Raw genomic sequence first — 25,873 nt, forward strand, 5'->3', positions numbered from 1 at the left:
CCCCTCTAATTTATTCTAGTAATGTCTGGCTTTCTTGATAAAGTTTTTGTCTAAAGCCATCTTTATTATTTTCATATTCTTTTGGATTTGACTTTATAGATAAGTTTTATAGTGAACTACTTATCAATAGGTGTGTTCTAAATTAAGCTAATTTAATATTTTCTACACATCCCAGCTTCTTGCCAATATTCACTACCTACACAGTGATGACAATAGAACAAACCATTCGGATCGTATTTATTTTTAATTTTTAGAAGCTTATTATAGTTATCACCCCAAAACACTTGTTGCCAGTTTTTTTGGAAATAATCTGCCTCATTTGCATAAGTACCAGCATCGGGAGCTAATGCCATTATCATTCCCATAGCCTTATAAATATTATCTACTTTTTGTTGTATTTGTGGAGTCATTTTTGGTTTGCCAAGCTGAACTTTGTCTGTACTATAACTCATAATTGCCAAAGCCCCAGCATTATAAACACTAGGGTTCATGGATGTGCTTTTGGTTAGTCTCAGAGCTTGTTCAGAAGCTCCTGCTAAACCTTTGTTAATCTGAATAGATACTGGTGCAAGTTGAGAAATTTTATAAAAAGTTTCTGCTGTTTTATCAATATTTTCAGGATTAAATAATTTCTCAGGTAAATACCAAGATTGATATGTATACCAATATGCAGAAACTTCCCCTGTATTAGAAGCCCACCAAAACTCACCATCTCGAGCATCTAAACTAGTATTTTTGACAACCATATCAGGATAGTTTTTATGCCAATAGTCATAATTCCAAATCTGTGTTGGTGGAATATCTATATATTTAGCTTGATAATGAAGATCAGGTTGACTTTGTACCCACTTTTTAAATGGTTGCCAAATTTCTAAAGCCTTTTTCTGACTTAAACCTTGGGTAACCATTGCTATTGTCATTCTATTATTTGGACGGAACGCAAACTGCTCGCCCCAATTCTCATTATTCAGGTTTGAATAATAAAATGAAAAAAACTCTTTTATCAAAGCTTTATAAGCCTTACTGGAGCTAGCTGTTATCTCGCCACTAATTAGACCAAAGTGACTAGGCAGCTGATGTGTTCTTAACGTTAGATTTGTAACAACTCCATAAGTTCCGCCACCACCACCTTTGATTGCCCAAAATAAATCTTGATTTTGACACTCATTAGCAATAACTGTCTTACCATCAGCGGTAACAACCTCAGCCTGCACTATTCCTCCTGCACCTGTACCATACTCTTTAGACCAGCTACCAAATCCTCCTCCTTGAGGAAAACCACCAGCTGCCCCAACAGTTGTACAGCCTCCTCCTTGGACATATTCATGGTGTTTGTTAGTTACAACATCATAAGCCTCAAGCCATCTTGTACCAGCTCCAACTGTAACGGCTGAATATTCTTTATCCTTTGGACAACTCTGAGGGTTAAAATGCTTATCATATTTAATATCACGCATATTATGAGTCCATATTAACAGAGAATTAGGAGAGCTAGAACGCCCTAAATAGTCATGTCCAGCACCTTTGATAACAATACGAATATTATGTTTTCTAGCAAAATTAATAGCATTTACCACGTCTTGAGTATCCGCAGCTTCAACAGCATAGCTACTTGGCTGAATATGCCATGCTCCATACCACCCTTGAGATTCATTTCTACTAGAATCTGACTGCATATAAAAAGGATTTTTCATATTTTGTAAAACTGATTTACAACTATCATTTTCTAAATTTTTTTCACATGTAGAAAAAATAGAAGTTGGTTTTATAAGCTTGCCTTTGAGCGATTTTGCCAATGCATCCCATTGTTTGGAATCAGGCCAGCATACCTCTGAAGGTAAGCAACGACAACTAGACTTTGAAGTTTCATTTGAAATATTTGAAAGCGTTTGACTATACGTCAAACCAAATATCGAAGTTAAAATACAGCTTGTGATAATTTTTTTGTACATTTTACCAAGAAATTACTCTGTGATAATAAATATACTAAAGTATTAATATTTTAAAAAAAAGTCGTTATGTATTTCAAAAATGATATTTTAAATAGAAATTTCTACAACCATCCAAACCATCTATCAAACCAAGTAGGATTTTCCGTACCATCTGGACGTAAGTTATTTACAAACTTATTTTTAGGATAGTTTTTCTTAAGCACTCGTATATTGTCCTTAGCTTGATCATAAAGACCCAGCTTATTATATGCTCTAATTGTCAACACCAAAGCATCTTGAGTTACTGTACTCTGTGGGTAATTTCTTATGATTTGAGAAGCTCTATCCAAAGCTGCATTATATGCTCCACGTTTATAATAAAATTTTGCAATATCATAATAGTGCTCCGCAATAATATTATTTATATATATCATTCTACGTTTTGCATCAGGAACAAAGCTACCCTTAGGGTCAAGCTTAATAGCTTTTTCAAAGTTAACGTAAGCATCTTGATAGCCAGTTGGATCATGATAGTTCATATCATAAGGAGCATATGTTTGTAAAATACCCCTACCATCTTCAAACCCAACAACACCAATCATATAGTAGACATAGCCCTTATATGAACTATATGGATACATTTTAATAAACTGTTGACCTAATGCTAGAGCCATAGTTGATTCATCATCCATATAGTAAACATAAATCAAATCAACCATACCTTTCTCAGCTAAAGGAGTAAACGGATACTGCGCAACTAATGACTTATAAGACCTAATAGCATCAAAATACTTTTCATTTTGCATTTGCTCATGGGCTTTCGCATAAATAAAACTTGCCGTAAAACCAGTATAAACTTGCGGAAGCTCACTGTCTTTCTTAGGTCCACAAGATGCTAATAACATCAACATAAATGCAGCTGCTATTAAATATAAAAACCTTTTCATTTAATTAACTATCCTTAGAATTTTCTTATATAATTCTATGTAAAATTTATTTTATTTAGTAAAAAATACTTATATTAAGCACACACATGGCAAATAATACACTATCTAACAAGTTTCATCAAAAAATTATGATGCATCCTGATCATGCAGGCAAAAGAATTGACTCAACAATAAATGAATTATTTGAACAGTTTTCTCGTTCTCAAATACAAAAATGGATAAAAGATGGTTTAATTACAGTCAATGGTAAGACTACTAAATCAAAACATATTCTTCTAGGAGATGAGGAAGTTGAAATTAATATAGAGCTTCTGCCTACAAACGAATGGTTAGCTGAAGATATTGATTTAAATATCGTGTTTGAAGATAATGATATTATAGTTATTGACAAACCAATTGATATGGTTGTACACCCTGGTGCTGGGAATATGACAGGTACTATCTCAAATGCTTTACTCCACAAATACCCTAATCAAGACAAGTTACCAAGAGCTGGTATCGTTCATCGCCTAGATAAAGATACATCTGGTTTGATGGTTGCAGCCAAGAGTAGTATTGCCTATCATAATTTGGTACAACAACTCTCTGAAAGAAAGGTATCTCGAAAATATCTTGCAATAGTTGAGGGTGAGATTTATGAAGAAGGTACTATTAATCAACCGATAGGAAGAGATCTTAATAATCGCACAAAAATGACCATCAACCATAAAGGAAAAGAGGCTATTACACATTATAAGCCTGTAGAGGTATATGATGGTTTTACTCTAATTGAGTGTCAGCTAGAAACAGGAAGGACTCATCAAATAAGAGTTCATATGAAGAGTATCAAGCATCCTTTAGTTGGCGATCAAACTTATAACAAGTCATCAACTAAGTTAGATAAAATGGGAATAGAAAATATAAACAGACAGGCTCTGCACGCTTATAAGCTTTCTTTCATACATCCTACTTCTCTGAAGATTGTGCGATTTAAAAGCAAACTTCCTGAAGATATGTTAAATTTAAAACTAGAGCTACAACAAACTATCGAATTCTACGACGACTATGAAGAAGATTATTACGATTATGAATAAAGTTGATAAAAAGTTAAGCTTAAAGTATTTTGTTGGTATTTTTATTGTACTCATATCTGCGGCAATATTATCACCTATTGGTAACTCTAAACATGAAAAAATGATTTATTTCTTGGAATCCCGAGCTCCTTTTATAGTCAAAAAACCTAATTTCTCTGAAATTAAAGACTTTAAAGAAAGAAAAAAAATATTCATTGAATACATGCTTTCAGCTATCCAAAAAGCTAATAATGAAATATGCTTACAAAGAGAGCAAATACATAAATTGCAAAAAGATTTAGCTAAGAACAATGCTCTTAGTAGCAGACAGCTTAATAAACTAGATTTATATTTAAAATATTATAAAATTGATTCTTCACATGACATTACAGATGAAATAAATTATCTTGATGTCAAAGCTGAGAGAATTCCAACGAGCTTTGTGTTAGCTCAAGCCGCTCTTGAAAGTGGTTGGGGAACATCTAGATTCTCAAAAGATTATAACAATTACTTTGGACTACACTGTTTTTATGAAGGTTGTGGTGTAAAGGCTGAATCAGCAAATGTCTATCTTGAAACATTCAATAGTGCAGCTGAAAGCGTTCTTGGCTATTACTATAGACTAAATACAGGCTCAAAATTCAAAGACTTCAGAATAATTCGAGATAAAATAAATAATAATCAACTTCCTGAACAAGATTTACTAAACACCTTAGAAAATTACTCTGCTCTTGATGGAGATGATTATAAAAACAGACTTATTTCAGTTATTGAGCATAACAATTTAACTCAATATGACTCTATTAAATACTGTAAATAGTTAGCTTCTAGTTGGTATTAGTATCATTTTCTAGTATATTTGAATAACAAGATGACGCTATACAGAAAATAAATGGAAGTAATAATTAAACAAGATACTATTTATTTTGAAGGTATATTAACTCTAAAACAAATAGACTCTAAGCTTATTGATAAAAAAATAAGTCGTAGCAAAGACGATATAAAACAAATTGATTTAACTAAAGTCACATTATTAGACACTGCCGGTGCTTATATAATTATCAAAACAGCAAAGAATCTAAGCCTATCAAAAGAAAATATTATTTTTGCTAATGAGAAAGATAAAAATCTTGTAGATATAGTATTCAAAAATTTTCCAACTACGGCTGAGGAAGAGTTATCGAATAAATCAAACGTTGTTTTCAATAGTATCTATACTCTTGGTAAAAACACAAATAACTTATTATCAGAAGCTAAAACAAGTATAAGCTTTCTGGGAGCTATTTTTTTAGGTTACATAACGTTAATTCGTAGACCTTATAAAGCTTTTTTTTCAATTGTTCTAAATATTTGCTACGACTCTACAATCAGAGCATTGAGTATAGTAATACTATTGTCATTAATTATAGGCTTAGTATTGACATACCTTCCTCTTAATTTACTAATGCAGTATGGAACTCAAATATTTGTAGTTGATATGCTTGGAATCTCCTCATTTAGAGAATTTGCTCCGTTGTTCACTGCCATAATCATTGCTGGTAGAAGTGGTTCCGCATTTACCTCTGAAATAGGAATAATGAAAGTCAATGAAGAAATTGATGCTCTACAGACAATAGGTGAAGATCCTATGCAACGTCTTGTTTTACCAAGAATAACGGCACTAGTTATCAGCTTACCTGTACTCACGGTTATAGCTATGATTGCTAATATCGCTGGAGGTATTATTATTGCTGACCTAATCGCAGGAATCACACCATTACAGTTTATAGAAAGACTATTTTCCAATGTAAATGTAAATCACTTCTATATAGGTCTTCTAAAGACTCCTTTTTTTGCATTAGTAATTGCTGGAATAGGTTGTCATCAAGGATTATCTGTTAAAAGAGACTCCCAAAGTGTTGGTAAAGCAACTACTACAAGTGTTGTTTACTCAATATTTTTGATAATACTGGTTGATGCTATCTTCGCAGTAGGTCTAAATGGATCTTAGGAGAAAAAGATGAGTGAAAGCCTAATTCAAGTAAGAGATTTAAGTACAAAATTTGGTAAAGAATGGATTCATAAAGATCTAAACTTAGATATCCACTTCGAAAAAATCAGCTGTATTATCGGCGCTAGTGGTTGTGGTAAAACGACTTTAATGCGAGAAATTTTAATGTTGCAACCAATATACTCTGGCAAGATTTTTTTGTTAGGTCAAGAGATTTCAAAACTAGCAGACAATCCAATTAAGCGTAAAGAGATATCTAGCACAATGAGTATGATGTTTCAACATTGCGCCCTCTTTTCATCTTTAACAAACTTACAAAATGTAATATTTCCACTAAAACAACACACAAATCTTCCTTTAGATGTTTTGACTGATATAGCTATTATCAAACTAAAGATGGTAGGATTAAAAGAAGAAGCGTTTAACAAATATCCTTCAGAAATAAGTGGTGGTATGCTCAAAAGGGTTGCTCTAGCGAGAACTATTGTTCTAGATCCTAAAGTTGTATTTTTAGATGAACCAAATGCTGGATTAGACCCTTACTCTGCTAGAGCTATGGATGACCTTATTTTATATCTAAAAGAAGAGCTTAAAATGTCTGTAGTTATGATTACTCACGATTTAAGCACTATTTGGCATATTGTTGATGATATTATATACATGGATGAAAAAAAAATAATGCTACATGATACTGTCGAATTTGTATCACAACAAACTCAGTATGAAAGTATTAGAAACTTTTTTGATTCACATAATGATAGTAAGTATTAGGAGCTTATAATGAATGAAAATAGTATAAAAAACCTAATTGCAGGACTATTCGTAATTTTTATGGTATTTGTAATGGTATTTATAGGTTTTTTCCTATCAGGAGGATTCAAAAACCAAGACACCACTACATTCGTTACGAATTTTAAGAGCATTTCTGGTCTAAATGTAGGCTCTGATGTCTCATACAAAGGTTTTAATATTGGTAAAGTATCTGATATTTCAATAAATAAGGAAAATCCTAAACTTGTTAGTGTTTATATGAAAATAAATAGTCAAATTCCAATATATAAGCAGACAGTAGCAACTTTACAAAGCGTAGGTATTACAGGTCAATCTAAAGTTGAGCTCTCTTTAGATATTTCAGAAAAAAATACTAGCTTAGACTTAATAGATTTAAGAAAAGGCAAAATACCAGAAATAAAATCAAAACCTTCACAACTTGAAACTATTTTGAATAAAGTAAATGGGATTGCAGGTTCTCTCGAAGAAATTTCTGGTAAATTTAATAAAATGATGTCTCAAGAAAACATTCAAAGGTTTAATGAGTTTACTGATAGCCTAAATATTCTGTTGTACAATTTAAGTAATTCATCAATATACTTTAACAGAACTCTTATGAACTTTAATGATACTATGTTGGAAGGTCAGGAAACATTTAGTCGACTTAACAGGGTAATAAGTATACTTGATTATGATCCATCAACAATTGTTAGAGGCGTAACACATGAGGACGAGGACTAAAATAATGAAAAAATATATAATTTTATTTACTGTAATACTTCTACCTTATCAATTATTTGCTTTTTCTATATTTGGAGATCCTTTAGAGGTACCCACTAAAAAACAGTATGTAATATACAATCAACAGATAGAGGCTAATAAGCTTCCTGATACTAGAGATGCTGATATTAGTACAACTCTACTTATATACAATATCCAAACTCAAGCCTCTAAATCTACACAAATGTTTTATGTTAAAGGTAATCGTTTGTATACTTTCAAAAATAGTGAATGGGCTTTACCAGTATCAAAAATGCTAACTGTTGCTACATTTGAATATATTCTAGATAATAACATTGTTAATAATCTTGCATTCCAAGATATTAATATTAGACAAGAGTTTACATTGTCTGGTACTACTACTTATGGCCCTATACTTGACTTAGATAACAAACAATTCTTTTTTTATATCACTTTTTACTTAAAAAATGAAAAAACCGGATATACAAAAATAAAAACTATAAAGTATCATCACAAATTTGATACTGAAAATATAACCCCTGATGAATATGCTAAAATGACAAATAATGCTTTAGTCCATATATTTTCTCAATTAAAGCCGTGGCTATTAGAAAATCTCCAAAAAGAGAAGCATAAAAACAAACAAATAGAGAAAAGAGAAAAAACTATGCCAACGAGTAGTATTCAATCATTATTGGCTGCTAAGCAATAAAACTAGCAACTAATCCAATTAGTCCTCCAAAAACCCCTCCCCATACAACTAACCATCCTAAATGCTCACGAATTATTCGTTGTATTATTTCTTTTACCATCGTAGGCGTTAGTTCATCTAGTCTACTATCTATAAGACTTTCTATTTTTTCTGATGCTTTTTCAGAAATATTATTAGTATCTATATTTAGATTATCCAAAAGCTCAATAACTTTAGCATCAAGTTTACTAATAAATGGCTTACGTAGCCCTTCTAACCCCTCTTTACCACCCAAAAACATTTCAATCATTGAGCCATACTTACTACTCATTAGCATCTCAACAAAACTATCAAAAATTTTATTATAATCTATTTTTGTAGCTATATTATTTGCAATATATCTCTTTATATCATCATTACTGAGAAACTTATTAAGATTTTCTTGAGAGAAAAACTGCTCCATAATCATCTTTTTTATCGCTTTTTTAAAACTTTCAAATTTATTGGGAATTATTCCGGAGCCATAGAGAAAAGGAATTTTCTCAAAAAGCATATATATCGCTATCCAGTTTGTCAATGCCCCTGATAGCGCGTAAAACCCAATATTTTTAATATGCTGCTCAGCAAAATACCATCCTAATATCGCTAATATTGCAGCAACAAGATTAGTCAAAAAACTTTTATTAAAAATACTCATAAATATACCCTACTTTTTAAATGATTCTGAATTTATAATAAGAAACAGTATTTTATCAAATTTTAATTTTATGAGAACTATTCGAGGTTTTTTTGCAGATATTTCGACACAAACAACAAAGCTATCTATTACTGGTGAATATTATAACTACTTCAAAAATGTACTTAGACTTAAAAAGTCTGATTTTATAGAATTATTTAATAATAATGACGGCTTTCAATATAAAGCACAAATAATTGATATAAACAATAAAAGCATATTGTTAGAAGTAATAGAAAAAAAAGAAATACATAATGAAAATAAATATATTGTAAATATCTATCAAGCAATTATAAAAAATGAAAATTTTGAATTTATTATACAAAAAGCTACAGAACTTGGTGTAAATAATATTTATCCTATCATAACAGAATACACAAACCACAAATTTGACAAAAAAGGATTTGATAAAAAATTAGAACGCTGGAATAAAATAGCTATCGCTGCTGCAGAGCAATGTGGAAGAGTATTTATACCTAAAATTCATAATCCCATTGAAATCAATAGTATACATCTATCAGATAGCTATATGAATATAGCTCTTTGCCCATATTCAAATACACCTGAAAATTTTGAAAATCTTATCAAAACTCATGACAAATTTAATATTTTTATAGGTCCAGAAGGTGGTTTTAGTAATAAAGAAATGGAACTATTTAAAACCAAAGATTTCAATACTATAAATTTAGGCAAAAGAATACTCAAAGCAGAGACTGCTCCTATAAATATCCTTGCAATAATTAACTTTGTCAAATAGTAAATTTACTCAACATATAATTATTGCAAAACGCCTATTGTAATGCTTTAATTAAGTATCTTAATACTGTTAATTTTCAGGAAGAATATTCATGGACAAAAATTATCATACCCTATCTCGTCCTTTTTGGATAGTTTGGGCCATTGAATTCTGGGAAAGATTTGGATTTTATGGCTTCCAAGCAATTATTGCTTTGTATTTCACACAGCAATTACATCTTAGTGAACTAGAAACTATTTATCTAATGGGTTCTTTCTTTGCTTTTACCTATGGCTTTATATGGGTAGGTGGTATTATTGGCGATAAAGTTCTCGGAACCAAGCGTACAATATTAATTGGAGCAATAATTCTTTGTTTATCATATCTAAGTTTTATTTTTGCCAATGAAAAATCTATATATTACATATTTGCTGGTATCATTGTCGGTAATTCACTATTCAAAGCAAATCCTTCTTCTTTAATATCTAAGATGTTTGATAAAGGAGATGGCCGTCTAAATAGTGCAATGACTCTTTACTACCTAGCTATCAACATGGGTGGTCTTTTATGCATGGCTTTAACCCCTGTAATATCTCAAACTTATGGATACGTTGAAGCATTTGTGATTTGTGGCATCGGCTTACTTATTGGCATAGTTGGCTTTGTAATGTTTTACAGACAGCTTGAAAATTTAGGTTCAGAAGCAAGTAAAAAACCTTTAAGTATTACAAAATTATCATACGTAATAGTCGCAAGCATTATTTTAATATTACTTATAGCAAATATACTTCCTAATACTGGACTATGTATTTCAATTACTGCTATTGTAGTTGTATTAGCCACAATTTATTTTTTAGAAATAGCTCTAAAACTTAAGCCTTACGAAAGAAATAGAATGCTAGTCGCTTTGGTACTAATTATTGAAGCAATTTTCTTCTATGCATTGTATTTCCAAATGCCAACAACTCTAACATTTTTTGCACTGCATAATGTCGATTTATCTCTATTTGGATGGCATATTCCTGCAGCGCAATACCAACTTCTAAACCCTCTATGGTTGATGATACTATCTCCTATACTTGCGATTTTGTACAAAAAGAGCAAAATGACACATGCAACTAAATTTAGTATAGGCATTGCTCTTATGTTTGTGTCATATGCAATACTATATTGCACAAAATATTTTGCTACAGATGGGATTATCTCTGGATATTGGCTAATCCTAACTTATGCTAGCTCATCACTAGGGGAGTTATTAATATCTGGATTAGGATTGGCTATGGTTGCAGAATTATGTCCAGCTGCTATATCAGGTTTTGTGATGGGATTCTGGTTCCTTGCGACAATGGTTGCTTCTTATCTAGCATCATATATAGGTTCATTTATAGCACTACCTTTATTTGATGATACTATAACAAGTCAACAAAGTTTAGATACTTACACATCAGTATTTGGTTATGTTGCAATATCTATATTGATAGTCACTATCATAATGTTTATTTTGACACCTATTCTTAACAGATACATAAAAAGAATAGAAGTTATTGATGATCATAGAGCAGATGCCCCTAGTGTAGTAATCAAATCTAAATAACTCTAAATACTCTAAACCTATACTCCTTAATCAATTTAATATCTTAAAATTATTTCAATACGTTGTTTTTTTGCTAGAATAACTATTAGTCATGAGAAATTTTATTTACTATGAGTACATTTTCTAACAAAACTTGGATATCAAACTATCCAGAATATACTCCTGCTGATATTCAAGAAAATCAATATACAATTTTAGATCTCTACGAAAAATCAATTATACAATTTCCATATAGAGATGCAGTTTCGTGCCACGATGTAAATTTAACATTTTGTGAACTTGATGATTTAGCTACAAAAGTAGCGAGTTTCTTACAAAATGATTTGAATATTAAAAAAGGCGATAGAGTAGCCATTATCCTACCTAATTGCTTACAATTTACTGTTTGCTTATTCGCCTGCATTAAGATTGGTGCTATTTTTGTCAATACCAACCCTTTATATACTGCTGATGAACTTGAATCAATCTTTAATAACTGTGATATTAAAGCAGCAATTGTATTAGATATGTTTGCTCATCATATACAAAAAGCCAAAGTAAATATTAACTCGCTAGAAAATGTTATTGTTACAAATATTGCTGATTTATATCCATTTCCAAAGAAACAGATTATCGGCTTTGTAACCAAAAATTTAATAAAAGATAAACCTAAATACAATAAAAATATTTTTATATCCTTTAGCAAAGTTATTAAAGCTGATAAAAAACTATACAAAAAACCTGAAATAGATAAAGAAGATATATTATGTTTACAATACTCAAGTGGTACTACTGGCAAACCCAAAGGAGCTATATTAACGCACAATAATCTTGCCTCAAACATTCAACAAGTATGGGCATGGGTAAGGCATGATATGGACATGTCTGATCAGATCATAATAACAGCCTTACCTCTTTATCATATATTCTCTTTGAGTGCGAACTTATTATGTTTTTTCTTTGCTGGAGCAAAAAACGTTTTGATTCCTAATGCTAGAGACATAAAAGATCTAATAAAAACAATGTCAAAAAATGAATTTACTATTTTTAATGGTCTTAATACTCTTTATATGGCAATGCTAGAGCATCCTGATTTTGAAAAGATAAATAAAACCAGATATCAATACTCTTTAAGTGGTGGTATGCCTATTTCTCGTAAAATATATTTACACTGGTTAGATAGGACAGGTGTAGAACTTAAAGAAGGATACGGTATGACAGAAATGTCGCCTGCTATTGCTTTAAATAAATTTAATGAATCAGAAGATGACTATTTTGGCACTTGTGGCTATCCCATCCCTGGCACAGATCTTAGTATCCGAGATATTGAAACTCAACAGGAAATTAATGAATGTTATAAAGAGGGAGAAATTTGGCTTAAGGGTCCTCAAAGATGCCGTGGTTTCTGGAATGATAAACAAAATAATGAACTATACTTTACTGATGATGGTTGGTTAAAAACAGGTGATATAGGATACATAGATAAAAAAGGACGCCTAACTATATCTGATAGACTAAAAAATATGATTATTGTGTCAGGATTTAATGTTTACCCTCGTGAAGTTGAAATATGTATACTTAAACTAGACTATGTAAAAGAAGTAGCTGTTACAGGAGTTAACTCTAAAGCTTCTGGTGAAAGAGCTATTGCTTTTATTTCCTTAGAAAAAGGATCTAAAGCAACTGAAGATGATATTATTCAGTATTGTAAAGAAAAATTAGTTAGTTACAAAGTTCCAAAATCTTGTATTTTTGTTGAAACTTTACCTAAAAACAATACTGGTAAAATAGATATTAAAAAGTTAAAAAAAGATTTTTTATAAAACTCTCATTAATTCTCGCTAGAAAAATATTGTTTTGGTGTTTTACCAAAAGCTTTGCGAAACATCGCTATAAAATTACTTGGAGAAGCATACCCAAGCGAATCAGAGACTTCAGTAACAGATATATCTTTAGACAACATGTCAAGCCCGCGTGCTAACTGAGCTTGCTGACGCCAACGCGAAAAACTAAGACCTGTTTCAGACAAGAAAATTCTTCTTAGAGTTCTAGCCGACATCGCTCCAAATGAGGCCCATTGCTCGAGACTTGTTGTTATTGATGGATTATCAATAATTGCATTAGCAACTTTTATAACTCTATCAGTTTTTGGCATTGGTAAATGAAGAGCCTCTTCTGGAGCAGAGCTAATTTCATTACATATAATTTTCGCGATATTCTCTTGATCTGATGTTAGCTTTTGTTGTTTATCCCATTCTGTCGCTCTAAGAGCAAGTGCCCTAAGCACCTCGCTCATAGGAATTACTCTCGAACTTTTAGGCATTTCTTCACATAAACTTGGCAATATAAAAATAACCCAACCAGTTACTAATCCACTTATACGAATTTTATGGGATGTATTTGGGGGAATCCATCCAGCCCTGTTAGATGGAAGTACCCATGACCCATCAGGAGTACTCACATGTACAAGTCCCGACTCAATACAAAATATTTTACCTCGAGAATGATAATGCCAGTCAGTTTCTTGATTGCTTATCTTATTTTCGCTATCAGGGGTATTTCCACCTTTTACAGCAATTATTGATGGGCCATCAAGCCACTGACTATAATTTGATATTTCAACATCAACAACATTTTGGCCGTTTTTCAATATTTATTGTCCATATAATGCTACAATACATTGGTATAATTGTGCAATAATTCTACAATTAAATAAACTCTAGAATTAAATTTCTTAATACCATAGCTAAAAACTATAGTATATTAGCTGTGGTTTGATTATAAAATATATAAATTATGCAATCTAATAGTACAACAAAAATTGGCTTTTGGAGTCAAAAAAGAACAATAGTTGCATTAGCAATAAGTTTGCTAGCATTAGCTGAGATTGTTGATTTAACAATCGTAGCAGTTGCTATTCCTCAAATTATGGGTGCTATTGGTGCGAATGTTGAAACTATTGCCGATGTAACTACAGTATATATTGTCACAGCTGCAATTTTCATACTACTATCAGGATTGATTATAGAAAAGTATGGTATCAAAAGGGTTGCTTTAGTCTCATCAGTAATTTTTGGTATATCATCTGTAATGTGTGGTTTATCGACATCTCTAGCAGAAATGATTGTATTTAGAGCTTTTCAAGGTATGGGTGGAGCATTTTTACCATCCGTAGCTCAGACATACATCTCTACAAATTTTAGAAATGAAGAATACAATAAAATGATGACTGTATATAGTATGGTTATCGTCATGGGTCCGATTATTGGGCCTGTACTTGGTGGTGCTATTTGTGAGAATATGTCATGGGAATGGATTTTTTATGTGAATGTCCCTCTTTGTATAGTTGCTTTTGTGATCATTTTCTTTATGATGGACGCAACTAAAATTAAAAAAATCAAAATAGACTATATCAGTTTTGGCTTTATGGCTATTGGTGTTGGATGTCTAGAACTTTTTATTGATAATGGAAATACTAATGGTTGGTTCTCTTCTATAGAAATGATTATACTTTTGAGTATATCTATTGTTTCGCTAGGATTTTTTATCTGGAGAGGTTTAATATATTCTTCTGTAGTAAAGTTTAGAATATTTAAAAATTTCAATTTTATCCTAGCATGTTTTTTATGTTTTATGTTTGTATTATTGTTTTCTGCTGCTATGGCATACTTACCAACAATGCTACAACAAGTATATGGTTATCCTGTTGATTTAGCAGGTTATATTACTGCTCCTAGAGGAGTTGCCGCAATTTTTGGTGCTGTAATAACTCAAAACTTCTTAGTAAAAAAACTAGGTGTTAGAACTACTATCAGCTTAGGAATGCTTACATTTGGAGCTTCTTGTCTAATGCAAGCAAGCTTCTCACCAACAGCAAGTGAATTTGACATAGTCTTAACGACTGCTATTCAGGGACTTGGAATGATGATGTTTTTTGTTCCTTTTATGAGTGTACTTGTCGTTGGAGTAGCTGATGAAGATATGGGAGATATGTCTGGTTCTTTTAACTTTTTCAGGAATTTTGGTAGTTCTGTAGGTACTGCATTTGTGGCGACTTTTATCTCAAGAAATCAACAAACTACATATCAAGAATTATCACAAAATATTTCATATATGAATAATAGCTTTCAAGCTTGGACTAATACATTACCGATCGCAAATAATACAGAAGCCATAGCTATAGCAAAACAACAAGTACTGCATCAAAGCAGTTTATTAAGCTACATTAACTCTTTTTATGTTGTAGGTATTCTTAGCCTCTTATTAGCTATAGTACCATTTTTATTAAAAGAACCTCCTAAAGACGCTGCTGTTCCAGCAATGCATTAATTTTATTATAGGAATAATTTAAGATGTCAGAAGAAAAAACACTTAATACTCAGATACCGGAAGAAAAGCAAGAACAAAATGTGAAAAAAGAGTCTAAATTTTCAACTAAGAAAATAGCTATTGGACTAGGTATAATTACTTTAACAGCACTTAGTATCTATGGATACTATAAATATAATAAAGTTTTTCCGAATACCGATAATGCATATGTAAATGCTGACGTAATTAACATATCACCTAAAGTTGGTGGCTATATTGAAAAGGTTTATGTACAAAACAACCAGTACGTACATAAAGGTGATAAGCTAGTACAAATAGATCCTAAAGACTATCAATTACAAGTTGCAAATGCAAATGCGAAAATTATTCAAGCTAAAGGCCAATTAGCTGTAGCCCAAGAGCAAGTAAGTGTTGCAAAATCTAATCTTACTAAAGCTCAATCATCTCTTGATACAGCTACAAGCATGGCTGATAGATATATAAAACTATACAAAGAAGATGCTGGCTCTCTACAAGATGCTCAAAAATACATAAATCAGAAAATACAAGCAGAAAAAGCTAAAGATGAGGCATATTCATCTCTTAAACAAGCTCTTGTACAAGTTGAAATAGCAAAAGCTCAAGTTGGTGCTGCAAAAGTTGGATACGATAATGCTAGCCTAAATCTAAGTTATACAACTCTTATTGCTCCTGACGATGGTTATGTTTCAAACCTAAAAATATATAAAGGGCAACTAGTTTCTACTGGACAACCATTATTTGGTTTTATTGATAACAAAACGTGGTGGATAGATGCCAACTTTAAAGAAACTGATCTTGATAGAATCAAACCAGGACAATCAGTAAAAATTGAGCTAGATATGTATAGCCATACATATACAGGTACAGTAAATAGTATTAGCTATGCAACTGGTTCGGTATTTTCTCTGCTACCACCTGAAAATGCTACTGGTAACTGGGTTAAAGTTACACAACGCTTTCCAGTGAAAATAGTACTAAAAAATGACCCTAAGTATCCTTTAAGGGTTGGCGCCAGTGCAACAGTAAAAGTAGATACTTTATAGGGTGACTACTATGATTAAAAATAAAATTATTTCATCAGTATTGATTACAACGACATTCTTAATATCTAGTTGTAGCTTTTTCGATCCGAAATATGAAAGACCTGAAGTTAAAGCACCAGCTCTATGGAATAGCCAAGATAATAATGTCGAAATAACAAAAAATTGGAATCTTACAAAAATTGCATGGTGGAGAGAATTTCACGACCCTGTATTAAATAACCTTATAACCACAGCATTAAAAGATAACAATAAGTTACAAGTCTCTATAGGAAATATCCTCCAAGCTAATGCAGAGATAAATAAAGCTAACTATGGCTGGCTACCTACAGCAAGCGTTGGAGGTGGTGGATTTGTAGCTCAAGCTTTTGATATTAATTCAAATTCAAGCATCCCTCAACTTAACAATGTTGGCACCCAAACTGCAGGTGGTTCTTTAGTGGGTATCATTCCTAGTTATACAATAAATATTGCTAGACAATTTAAGCTAGGAGAAATTTCTAGATTAAGTAAAAAGATGCAGGTCAACCTTAAAAATACTACTAGACTATCAATCATAAGTCAGGTTAGTGCTGCATATTTCTCACTAATTACGGCTCAAGAACAATTAAAGTTGCAAACTCAAATGGTCAATCAACTCGAGTTACTTTTCTATTATGCTGAAAATCAGCATAAACTTGGGGCAACATCTCCAATGTTAGAAGAGGTCATAAGACAACAGCTTGAAGCTCAAAAAGGAAAAGTAGCTATGATCAAAAATGATATAGTTCATTTCCAAAATACTCTCAAAATACTCATGGGAAGAAATCCTGGCAAAATAGTAACATCAAGAACACTTAATGATATAAATGCAGATATTAAAGTGCCTGTTAATTTACCATCTCAAGTATTAGAAAATAGACCTGATGTCGGTATAGCAGAATATAAATTACAAACAGCCAATGCAAATATAGGTTTAGCTCGATCTCAATTCTTCCCAAGCATAGATCTAACAGGAACTTTTGGAAATGCAACTCTTGCTCTTGGAGAGCTTGCAACCATGAATGCTTGGGCATGGGCTGCTGAAGCTGTAGCAGCTGTCCCAATATTTAATTTGAGTATTCTTGCAGATAGTGATAAAGCTAAATCACAGTTCTACCAAGCATATTATGACTATATTAGTACTCTACAAAAGGCATTCCAAGATGTTGATGATACTCTATCTGAAAGATCTGCAAATGAAAAAAATTATACGAAACAAACAGTTTCTCTAAAATCAACAGAAAGACAAGAAAGTATATTTTCTAAAAAGTATAATTCCGGTGCTATTAGCAAAGCACAGTATACAGGCATTACTCTTAATGTACTTTATCAACAAATGCAGGTAAATCAAGCAAAGCTAAAATCTTTGATAAGTATTGTCAATCTATATCAAGCTCTAGGTGCTGGCTATAATGTAGATAACTACGTAGACCCTCATTATGATAACCCTGCTTTTGATAAGTAGTCATCTTTTAGTAGCCTAGACAGATTATCTTAGCAATAATTTGTTGTTATGATAAAATCTCTCAAAATTAAAATCTTAGTTAAAGGCAATCTAATATGAAAATAATAAAAAATTTTATTGCAGAAGAGTATTCTAAAAAATTAATAAAATGGTTAAAAAAAATTTGTATAAACTATCCTGCAGAAGGTTTTGTTATTGGTATTAGTGGTGGCATAGATTCAGCAGTAGCGGCATCTTTAGCGGTTAAAACTGGATTACCTACAACAGCACTAATACTACCATCAAAAAATAATCAAGATCAAGATATGAAAGATGGACTAGAGCTCATTAAAAATCTTGATATAGAACATCATATTGTTACAATACAACCTGCTTATGATACATTTATAGAGTCAACTCTTAACTTTACAAACTCACAAAATGACCGCCAACATGTCATCAAAGGTAATGCTCAAGCTCGTCTTAGGATGATGTATCTATATGCCTATGCTCAACAAAATAACAGAATTGTAATAGGCACAGATAATGCCTGCGAATGGTATATGGGTTATTTCACAAAATTTGGCGATGGTGCAGCAGATATACTACCCCTTGTTAATCTAAAGAAATCACAAGTCTTTGAAATGGGCAAGTATCTCAAAGTGCCGCAAAATATTATAGATAAAGCTCCATCTGCTGGTCTATGGCAAGGTCAAACTGATGAAGATGAAATGGGTGTCACATATCAAGAAATTGATAATTTTTTAGATGGTAAAGAAGTCTCAGCCAAAGCTCTTGAGAGAATAAACTTTTGGCATAATCGTAGTCATCACAAAAGATCTATGGCTTTTACTCCAAACTTTTAATAAAACTCTCAAAATTATATTTGACTATAATCAAAAATCTAATATATCATAACTAAAAAGAATCAATCTAAAATCATAATGAAAAAACTATTTATAATATCTCCTTTTTTAATATCGCTTGTTGCTTGTACCCACTTTAGTAGTAATGATAAAATGACAGAGCTCTATATTGACAAAAAAGCTCCAGATATCCAAGATATAAACTTCAATAAATCAGGCACCCTTCCAACGAATATAGAACATCAAAGTTATTACAATGTTATAATCTCAGGTTCTGCAATAGCTAACTGTAGTGTCATTGACTATGGTAGCAAAACAATCGATGAACCAGGAAAAAATCAAATATTTATAGGTGATGCACGCGATTGGGACATTGTTAGAATTGATTGTCGCAAAAATCATGGTAAAGGTAAAGCTGGCGAAAAATATAACCTAGAAATTAAAGTACTTGCAGATGGTACTACATACTATGCTTCAACAGAAATTGTACATGCTTAGTATTTTCAAATAATTTTCTCTAAAATCTTTTAATCAGTCGATTTTAGCTAATTACCTGTAGATGACTAAAACAAGTTAATTTTCATAGTTGGCTGCCACTATAGTAGAAATAGATTTGTTTAGCTAATAGAAATATTTACTCAAAAAATTTCTTGGCATAATCTTTGACATTATCAAACCAAGTTTTACTCTTAGGTGAATGTTTACTTTGATAATCTTCACCTAAACTATCTGCAAACTTTTCTAATAGTTCTTTCTGTTCAGAGTTTAGATTAATAGGAGTTTCAACGACTACTTTACAAAGGAGATCCCCTCTTCTTTGCCCTCTAAGAGACTTCATTCCTCTTTCTCTTAAGCGAAATACTTTACCAGTCTGAGTTTCTGGTACAACTTTGAGCACAACCTCGCCATCAAGAGTTGGAACTTTTATCTCTCCACCTAAGCAAGCCTTAGTAAAACTTATAGGCATTTCACAATATAGGTTCATATCTCTTCTTTCAAAGATTTTATGCTCTCTAACCAGAATTTGGATATATAAGTCACCATTCATAGCTCCATTAGAGCCCGAATCACCCTCGCCTTGTAGCCTAATTCTATCACCATTATCAACACCTTCTGGTATCTTAACTTTGATAGTTTTTTGTTTCTTAATTTTGCCACTACCATAGCAATCATCACAAGGATCAGCAATACTTGAACCTGTACCATTACATACAGGGCAAGTTTGTTCAAAAGCAAAGAAACCTTGCTGTCTTCTAATTGTTCCTTGTCCATGACAGGCATGACATGTAGTTTTAGTTTTTGACTTAGAGCCTGTACCATCACAACTATCACAAGATTCCATTCTTGGTATATTTATCTCTTTTTCAACGCCAAAAAAAGCCTCTTCTAAAGAAATCTCGATAGTATATTCTAGATCACTACCTCTAGATGCTCTAGATCTATTTGATCCACGTGAGGCCCCGCCGCCAAAGAATGTGTCAAAAATATCCTCAAAACCTCCAAAGCCGCCAGCACTCCCAGCGCCGCCTTGCTGATTAACTCCAGCATGACCAAACTGATCATATCTAGATCTTTTACCATCATCACTTAGTATTTCATAAGCTTCTGAGATCTCTTTGAATTTTATTTCTGCTTCTTTATCATCGGGATTGCGATCTGGATGGTATTTCATAGCAAGCTTTCTGTAAGCTCTTTTAATTTCAACACCCGAAGCTGTTTTAGATACATTTAAAATTTCATAATAGCATTTCTGTTGCATTTTACCTAACCTAAAAATTTTGGACAGACTATTATAACAAAAAGGAAAGTGTGGATAAACCACACTTTGTTGACTTATTTAGATTTTATTTATTTTTTATTGTCTTCAACATCTTCAAAATCAGCATCTACCACATCATCATCTTTCTTTGGCTCTTCAGCTTGTGCACCACCTTGAGCGCCAGCAGCTTGAGCTTGTTCAGCATATGCTTTTTGTGCGATTGGTGAGAAAACTTCTTCTAAAGCCTTAGTCTTAGCATCAATAGCATCTTTATCATCACCTTTTACTACTGACTCTAAATCTTTACAAGCTTCCTCTACTTTCTCTTTCTCTTCTGCAGATACTTTATCGCCTAACTCAGCTATAGCCTTTCTAGAACTATGGATTAGGTTATCTGCTGTATTTCTCGCAGATACTAATTCATGGAACTTTTTATCTGATTCAGCATTAGCTTCAGCATCTTGTACCATTTTTTCGATATCATCTTCAGATAACCCACTTGAAGACTTAATCACAATATTTTGCTCTTTACCAGTAGCTTTATCTTTAGCTGATACATTTAAGATACCATTTGCATCTATATCAAAAGTTACTTCAATCTGTGGCATACCACGTGGTGCTGGTGGAATATCTGCTAAGTCAAATCTACCTAAAGATTTGTTTGCAGAAGCCATTTCACGCTCACCTTGAAGTACATGTATAGTTACCGCAGGTTGGTTATCTTCAGCAGTAGAGAATACTTGCGACTTCTTAGTAGGAATAGTCGTATTTCTCTCAATAAGCTTAGTCATAACACCACCCATAGTCTCAATACCTAGAGAAAGTGGAGTTACATCAAGTAAAAGTACATCTTTTACATCGCCAGCTAGTACACCACCTTGAATAGCAGCACCAACTGCAACTGCCTCATCAGGGTTTACATCTTTACGTGGCTCTTTACCAAAGAACTCTTTTACTTTCTCTTGTACTAGAGGCATACGAGTTTGTCCACCAACCAGTAGTACTTCTGTTATATCAGATTTACTTAAACCAGCATCTTCAAGAGCTTTTTTACAAGGCTCTAAAGATCTCATTACAAGATCAGAAACTAAAGACTCGAACTTAGCTCTAGTTACTTTAATATTTAAGTGCTTAGGTCCAGTAGCATCTGCTGTAATGTAAGGTAAGTTAACATCAGTTTGTTGAGCTGAAGATAATTCTACCTTAGCTTTTTCAGCAGCTTCTCTTACTCTTTGTAAAGCAAGCTTATCATTGTGAAGATCTATACCTTGCTCTTTTTTAAACTCATCAATTAAGTAGTTCATTAAGGCAACGTCAAAGTCTTCACCACCCAAGAAAGTATCACCATTTGTTGATAATACTTCAATTTGGTTATCACCATCGACATCAGCAATCTCAATAATTGAAATATCGAATGTACCACCACCTAGGTCATATACCGCTACAGTTTGCTCACCTTTCTTAGAATCTACACCATACGCTAGCGCAGCAGCTGTAGGCTCGTTAATAATTCTTTTTACTTCAAGACCTGCTATTTTACCAGCATCTTTTGTAGCTTGTCTTTGACTATCGTTAAAGTATGCTGGCACTGTAATTACAGCTTCTGTAACTGGTTCACCTAGATAATCTTCTGCTGTTTTCTTCATTTTTCTTAGAACTTCTGCAGAAACTTGTGGTGGAGCCATCTTTTTGCCTTCTTTAGTAGCAACCCAAGCGTCACCATTATCAGCTTTAACTACCGCATAAGGTACTTTCTTCTTAATATCTTCTTGTACAGCCTTATCATCGTATTTACGACCAATCAATCTTTTGATAGCAAAGAATGTATTATCAGGGTTAGTTACAGCTTGTCTTTTAGCTGCCTGACCTACTAATATTTCACCATTATCAGTATATGCCACAACTGAAGGAGTTGTTCTATGTCCTTCAGCATTTTCAATAACTTTAGCAGTCTTACCATCCATAATAGCAAGACAAGAGTTAGTAGTTCCTAAATCTATTCCTATAATTTTTCCCATGAAAATTCTCCTGTATTATTTTAATTTTATTTTTTAAACTTTTTTTCAATCTCGACTTATAGATGGGTATATCTATTAGCTTTTCAAGTATTTTTTTTAATTTTTTACTATAACTACCTTAGCTGCTCTAACTACACGACCATTTAGCATATAACCTTTTTGAAACACATCAAAAATAGTATTATCTTCAAATTCAGGATTAGGTATCATAGCCATCGCCTCATGTAGATTAGGGTCAAACTTCTCACCCTTTGGATCTAGCTCTTCTAGACCATTTTTTTTGAGCGTATCAACAAGCATCTTAGATGTTAATTCTATACCCTCTTTCATAGCTATAGCCTCTTCAAGCTTAACTTCATGCTTTAATGCTTGCTCAATACTATCAATAACTGGCAAAAGCTCTTTAGCAAACTTCTCTATACCAAATTTGCGTGCATTAGAGACATCTCTTTCGGCTCTTTTACGAACATTTTCCATCTCAGCTCTAGCTCTTAGGGCTTCATCCTTAAAAGAGTCACATGTTTCTTCTAACTCTTTTATTGTATCTCTTGTTCTTTCTAATTGCTCTTCTATAGATAATTCTTCTACAGCTTTACTGGTAGACTCTTGATCCATCTCTTGCTCATTGTCTAAAGCCTTATCTTCTATATTATTTTTTTCTTCTTTACCCATAAAACAACCTTTTATTTTGATCCTGTTAGTACTACAATTTGTTAGATGTTTTATACATAGTGATTATTTTTGTATTTTCAAGAAATTATTGGCATTTTTTTATATGAATATTAGAAAAATAAAAAAGAATTTAAAAAAAATAAGCTTTATAGCACTTTTAATTCTTATAAGTAGCTGCACAAATGTAACTGCTCAACGTTATTTATCAAAGAAATATTCAGATAAAGTTGATTACAAAAAAGCTGATTTCAAAGATCTTAATAACTGGGATACGAGTGATCAACTTATATCTTTTGATACATTTAAAAAATCATGTGCAAAAATAGTTGATGAAAATAAACCTGAATATACAAATTGGATAAATATTTGCCATAAAGTGATGGCTGCTAAAATAGAAACAAAAGATCAAGCAAAGGCTTTTTTTGAGCAGAACTTTACTCCTTACCAAATACTATATAAGAATAAAGATACTGGAATATTCACGGGATACTACGAACCCACCATAAAGGGTAGTCTAGTCAAAACTCTACAATATACCGTACCTATTTATAGAACTCCTAATGACTTAATCAAACAACCAAGAGGTGATGATAATTTTTCTTTTGGAAGATACAATGATGGTAAATTTGTTCCTTACTATACGCGTGCAGAAATATCAAATGGTAACCTACTAACAAAAAAAGATGTATTAGTATGGGTTAAATCAAAAGTTGATAGAACATTCTTGCAAATACAAGGCTCAGGAAGGATCGAAACTGATAGTGGTGATATCTTAGTTGGTTATGATAGTCAAAATGGACATGAGTACAAACCTATAGGAAGATACCTACTTGATAATGGCTATATGACCAGAGATGAAATGTCAATGCAAGCAATTAAAGCTTGGTTAAACAAAAATAAAGACAAAATAGATGATGTTCTAAATTATGATCCCTCTTTTGTATTCTTTAGATATGTAGATCGCAAAAATGCAGTTGGCGCTCAAGATGTTGAGCTAACTCCTGGCTATTCTTTAGCAGTTGATGACAGATACTATCTGTATGGAGTTCCTCTTTGGCTAGAAACCGATTACTACGAAGATAATCATCATGACACTAAACCACTTGATAGATTAATGATAGCTCAAGATACAGGAGGAGCCATTCGAGGTCCTATACGAGGTGATGTATTCTGGGGGCATGGTCAACAGGCTGAATTTAACGCTGGCCACATGAATAATCAAGGTAAACTATGGATTTTGTTACCAAATGAATAATTTTAAACATTTTAATACTATAATTATTGGTGCTGGAATTTCTGGCATATCTCTAGCACAAAAGCTATCTCAAGCGAATATAGACCACTGTATATTTGAATCTAATAATATCGGAGGATGTATAGACTCCCAGAAATATAAAGATTTTTGGTTTGAAATGGGTGCTCATACGATATATAACTCTTACAATGAAACTATAGACTATATCCGCAACAACTCTCTCGAGCAAAACATCCAACCAAGAAGAAAAGCCCCATTCCTATTTGTACAACCTAATAACAAAATTCAAAGTATTTTTACTAATATAAATCCTTTTACAGCTGCTTTTAGTTTCTTAAAGAATAGAAATATCTCAAAAGAAGATAAAACTGTTAGCGAATATGCAATAAAGCTATTTGGCAAAAAAAATTACGACCGAACATTAAAGTTTTGTTTTGATGCTGTATTATCTCAAAATAGCCAAAACTTCCCAATGGAATACCTATTTAAAAAATATGATAGAGATACTTCTTTACCCCGAAGTTTTACATTCAAAAATGGCTTATCTGAATTATTTAATAATCAAAAACAAAAAATTATCAAAGAAAAAGTTATCAAGATTTCAAAACAAGATACATGGATAGTTGAAACAGACAGTGCTAATAGTTATCACTGTGATAACTTATGCATTGCAACACCATGGAACGTAACGGAGTCTTTGCTAGAAGATATACTACCAAATATAGCAAAACATCAATATAGACCTGTCATGTCAAACCTAACAAGTATAGGAATTGTTGCAAATAAAAAATCCTTGAAACATATTAAAAATATTGCTGGCTTAATTGGCAAAGAACAGTTCTTTTACTCAGCTGTGTCTCGTGATATTGTTGATAATCCAAGCTATAGAGCTATGGTATTTCATTGTAAAACTAACGATTCTCAAAAAGAGTTAACGCATAAGATCATAAAACTTCTGAATATCACTGACGAAGATATTCTTCACATATATACAAAACAAAACGCATTACCCTGCTATCATCGTAATCACAGCACTTTCCTACAGGATTTAGAAAAAGAGCTTTCTCAAGTATCTAACTTGCATATCACAGGTAATTTTTTTGATAGATTAGCTATAGAGAATTGTATTAGAAGATCAAATAAAGAGGCTAGTAAAATTATTCAAAATAATACCTCTAATAATTTGATTATTTAGAATGAAAATTGTATCATATAAGCTGCTTAAATTTTTAAAGTACGGCGAACTGTGTCAGTTTGCATGATTAAGAATTTTTTGCAAA

At 32.2% G+C, this 25,873-nt stretch carries 23 protein-coding genes; 16 read left to right on the forward strand and 7 right to left on the reverse strand.

Going from position 1 to position 25,873, the window contains the following annotated elements; genetic code table 11:
- Positions 1-152: 152 nt before the first annotated feature.
- Together IMS64_RS06055 and IMS64_RS06060 are read right to left on the reverse strand one after the other, a co-directional pair.
- Positions 153-1,952 (reverse strand): FAD-dependent oxidoreductase, encoded by a 1,800-nt coding sequence (locus IMS64_RS06055; RefSeq protein ID WP_211490161.1) that lies wholly within the window; start codon positions 1,950-1,952, stop codon positions 153-155.
- A 101-nt stretch (positions 1,953-2,053) separates the two neighbouring features.
- Positions 2,054-2,878: an outer membrane protein assembly factor BamD gene (locus IMS64_RS06060; RefSeq protein WP_004287444.1), complete on the reverse strand. Its 825-nt coding sequence runs from the start codon at positions 2,876-2,878 to the stop codon at positions 2,054-2,056.
- An 86-nt stretch (positions 2,879-2,964) separates the two neighbouring features.
- On the opposite strand from IMS64_RS06060, the gene IMS64_RS06065 reads away from it, so the two are divergent.
- The 6 genes from IMS64_RS06065 to IMS64_RS06090 all read left to right on the forward strand — a co-directional run bounded on the left by IMS64_RS06065 (position 2,965) and on the right by IMS64_RS06090 (position 8,144).
- Positions 2,965-3,951 (forward strand): RluA family pseudouridine synthase, encoded by a 987-nt coding sequence (locus IMS64_RS06065; RefSeq protein WP_211490162.1) that lies wholly within the window; start codon positions 2,965-2,967, stop codon positions 3,949-3,951.
- A complete protein-coding gene (locus tag IMS64_RS06070; RefSeq protein ID WP_211490163.1) occupies positions 3,923-4,750 on the forward strand; it encodes a glucosaminidase domain-containing protein in 828 nt (275 codons plus the stop codon). Before IMS64_RS06065 ends, IMS64_RS06070 begins: the two co-directional genes overlap by 29 nt.
- 72 nt (positions 4,751-4,822) lie before the next feature.
- Positions 4,823-5,920: an MlaE family ABC transporter permease gene (locus tag IMS64_RS06075; RefSeq protein WP_211490164.1), complete on the forward strand. Its 1,098-nt coding sequence runs from the start codon at positions 4,823-4,825 to the stop codon at positions 5,918-5,920.
- A gap of 9 nt (positions 5,921-5,929) precedes the next feature.
- On the forward strand, positions 5,930-6,691 hold the full coding sequence (locus IMS64_RS06080; protein ID WP_012280763.1) for an ABC transporter ATP-binding protein: 762 nt from the start codon (positions 5,930-5,932) through the stop codon (positions 6,689-6,691).
- A 9-nt stretch (positions 6,692-6,700) separates the two neighbouring features.
- Positions 6,701-7,432, forward strand: coding sequence for an MlaD family protein (locus tag IMS64_RS06085; RefSeq protein ID WP_035736426.1), 732 nt, complete (start codon positions 6,701-6,703; stop codon positions 7,430-7,432).
- A 4-nt stretch (positions 7,433-7,436) separates the two neighbouring features.
- Positions 7,437-8,144 (forward strand): hypothetical protein, encoded by a 708-nt coding sequence (locus tag IMS64_RS06090; protein WP_211490165.1) that lies wholly within the window; start codon positions 7,437-7,439, stop codon positions 8,142-8,144.
- On the opposite strand, the gene IMS64_RS06095 is transcribed toward IMS64_RS06090, so the two are convergent.
- On the reverse strand, positions 8,134-8,820 hold the full coding sequence (locus IMS64_RS06095; protein ID WP_200160134.1) for a DUF445 domain-containing protein: 687 nt from the start codon (positions 8,818-8,820) through the stop codon (positions 8,134-8,136). The genes IMS64_RS06090 and IMS64_RS06095 overlap by 11 nt on opposite strands.
- A 70-nt stretch (positions 8,821-8,890) precedes the next feature.
- On the opposite strand from IMS64_RS06095, the gene IMS64_RS06100 reads away from it, so the two are divergent.
- The 3 genes from IMS64_RS06100 to IMS64_RS06110 all read left to right on the forward strand — a co-directional run bounded on the left by IMS64_RS06100 (position 8,891) and on the right by IMS64_RS06110 (position 12,991).
- Positions 8,891-9,616: a 16S rRNA (uracil(1498)-N(3))-methyltransferase gene (locus tag IMS64_RS06100; protein WP_211490166.1), complete on the forward strand. Its 726-nt coding sequence runs from the start codon at positions 8,891-8,893 to the stop codon at positions 9,614-9,616.
- A gap of 91 nt (positions 9,617-9,707) precedes the next feature.
- A complete protein-coding gene (locus IMS64_RS06105; RefSeq protein ID WP_211490167.1) occupies positions 9,708-11,189 on the forward strand; it encodes an oligopeptide:H+ symporter in 1,482 nt (493 codons plus the stop codon).
- Between the two features lie 110 nt (positions 11,190-11,299).
- Positions 11,300-12,991, forward strand: coding sequence for a long-chain-fatty-acid--CoA ligase (locus tag IMS64_RS06110; protein ID WP_211490168.1), 1,692 nt, complete (start codon positions 11,300-11,302; stop codon positions 12,989-12,991).
- Positions 12,992-12,999: 8 nt separating this feature from the next.
- On the opposite strand, the gene IMS64_RS06115 is transcribed toward IMS64_RS06110, so the two are convergent.
- Positions 13,000-13,818 (reverse strand): AraC family transcriptional regulator, encoded by an 819-nt coding sequence (locus IMS64_RS06115; RefSeq protein ID WP_012280756.1) that lies wholly within the window; start codon positions 13,816-13,818, stop codon positions 13,000-13,002.
- Positions 13,819-13,964: 146 nt separating this feature from the next.
- On the opposite strand from IMS64_RS06115, the gene IMS64_RS06120 reads away from it, so the two are divergent.
- From IMS64_RS06120 to IMS64_RS06140, 5 genes are all read left to right on the forward strand, one after another.
- On the forward strand, positions 13,965-15,497 hold the full coding sequence (locus IMS64_RS06120) for an MDR family MFS transporter (protein ID WP_004287432.1): 1,533 nt from the start codon (positions 13,965-13,967) through the stop codon (positions 15,495-15,497).
- A 23-nt stretch (positions 15,498-15,520) separates the two neighbouring features.
- Entirely contained in the window at positions 15,521-16,561 is a 1,041-nt protein-coding gene (locus IMS64_RS06125) for an HlyD family secretion protein (RefSeq protein ID WP_012280755.1), read from the forward strand.
- A gap of 10 nt (positions 16,562-16,571) precedes the next feature.
- Positions 16,572-18,044, forward strand: coding sequence for a TolC family protein (locus IMS64_RS06130; RefSeq protein WP_211490169.1), 1,473 nt, complete (start codon positions 16,572-16,574; stop codon positions 18,042-18,044).
- A gap of 95 nt (positions 18,045-18,139) precedes the next feature.
- Entirely contained in the window at positions 18,140-18,889 is a 750-nt protein-coding gene (nadE, locus tag IMS64_RS06135; RefSeq protein ID WP_211490170.1) for an NAD(+) synthase, read from the forward strand.
- Between the two features lie 78 nt (positions 18,890-18,967).
- Positions 18,968-19,387 (forward strand): hypothetical protein, encoded by a 420-nt coding sequence (locus IMS64_RS06140; RefSeq protein WP_211490171.1) that lies wholly within the window; start codon positions 18,968-18,970, stop codon positions 19,385-19,387.
- A gap of 136 nt (positions 19,388-19,523) precedes the next feature.
- Here IMS64_RS06140 and dnaJ read toward each other — a convergent pair whose 3' ends face one another.
- The 3 genes from dnaJ to grpE form a co-directional block, all read right to left on the reverse strand.
- Positions 19,524-20,648, reverse strand: coding sequence for a molecular chaperone DnaJ (gene dnaJ / locus IMS64_RS06145; RefSeq protein ID WP_211490172.1), 1,125 nt, complete (start codon positions 20,646-20,648; stop codon positions 19,524-19,526).
- A gap of 89 nt (positions 20,649-20,737) precedes the next feature.
- Positions 20,738-22,666, reverse strand: coding sequence for a molecular chaperone DnaK (dnaK, locus tag IMS64_RS06150; RefSeq protein WP_004287426.1), 1,929 nt, complete (start codon positions 22,664-22,666; stop codon positions 20,738-20,740).
- A 96-nt stretch (positions 22,667-22,762) separates the two neighbouring features.
- Positions 22,763-23,338: a nucleotide exchange factor GrpE gene (grpE, locus tag IMS64_RS06155; RefSeq protein WP_211490173.1), complete on the reverse strand. Its 576-nt coding sequence runs from the start codon at positions 23,336-23,338 to the stop codon at positions 22,763-22,765.
- A gap of 103 nt (positions 23,339-23,441) precedes the next feature.
- Between grpE and mltA the strand changes: the two genes are divergently transcribed.
- A complete protein-coding gene (gene mltA, locus IMS64_RS06160; RefSeq protein ID WP_035722479.1) occupies positions 23,442-24,593 on the forward strand; it encodes a murein transglycosylase A in 1,152 nt (383 codons plus the stop codon).
- Positions 24,586-25,788, forward strand: a complete 1,203-nt coding sequence (locus IMS64_RS06165; protein ID WP_211490174.1) for an NAD(P)-binding protein — start codon at positions 24,586-24,588, stop codon at positions 25,786-25,788. Before mltA ends, IMS64_RS06165 begins: the two co-directional genes overlap by 8 nt.
- Positions 25,789-25,873 lie beyond the last annotated feature (85 nt).

Origin of the sequence: Francisella philomiragia (assembly GCF_018135955.1) — a bacterium.
In the GTDB taxonomy this organism is placed as follows: domain Bacteria; phylum Pseudomonadota; class Gammaproteobacteria; order Francisellales; family Francisellaceae; genus Francisella; species Francisella philomiragia.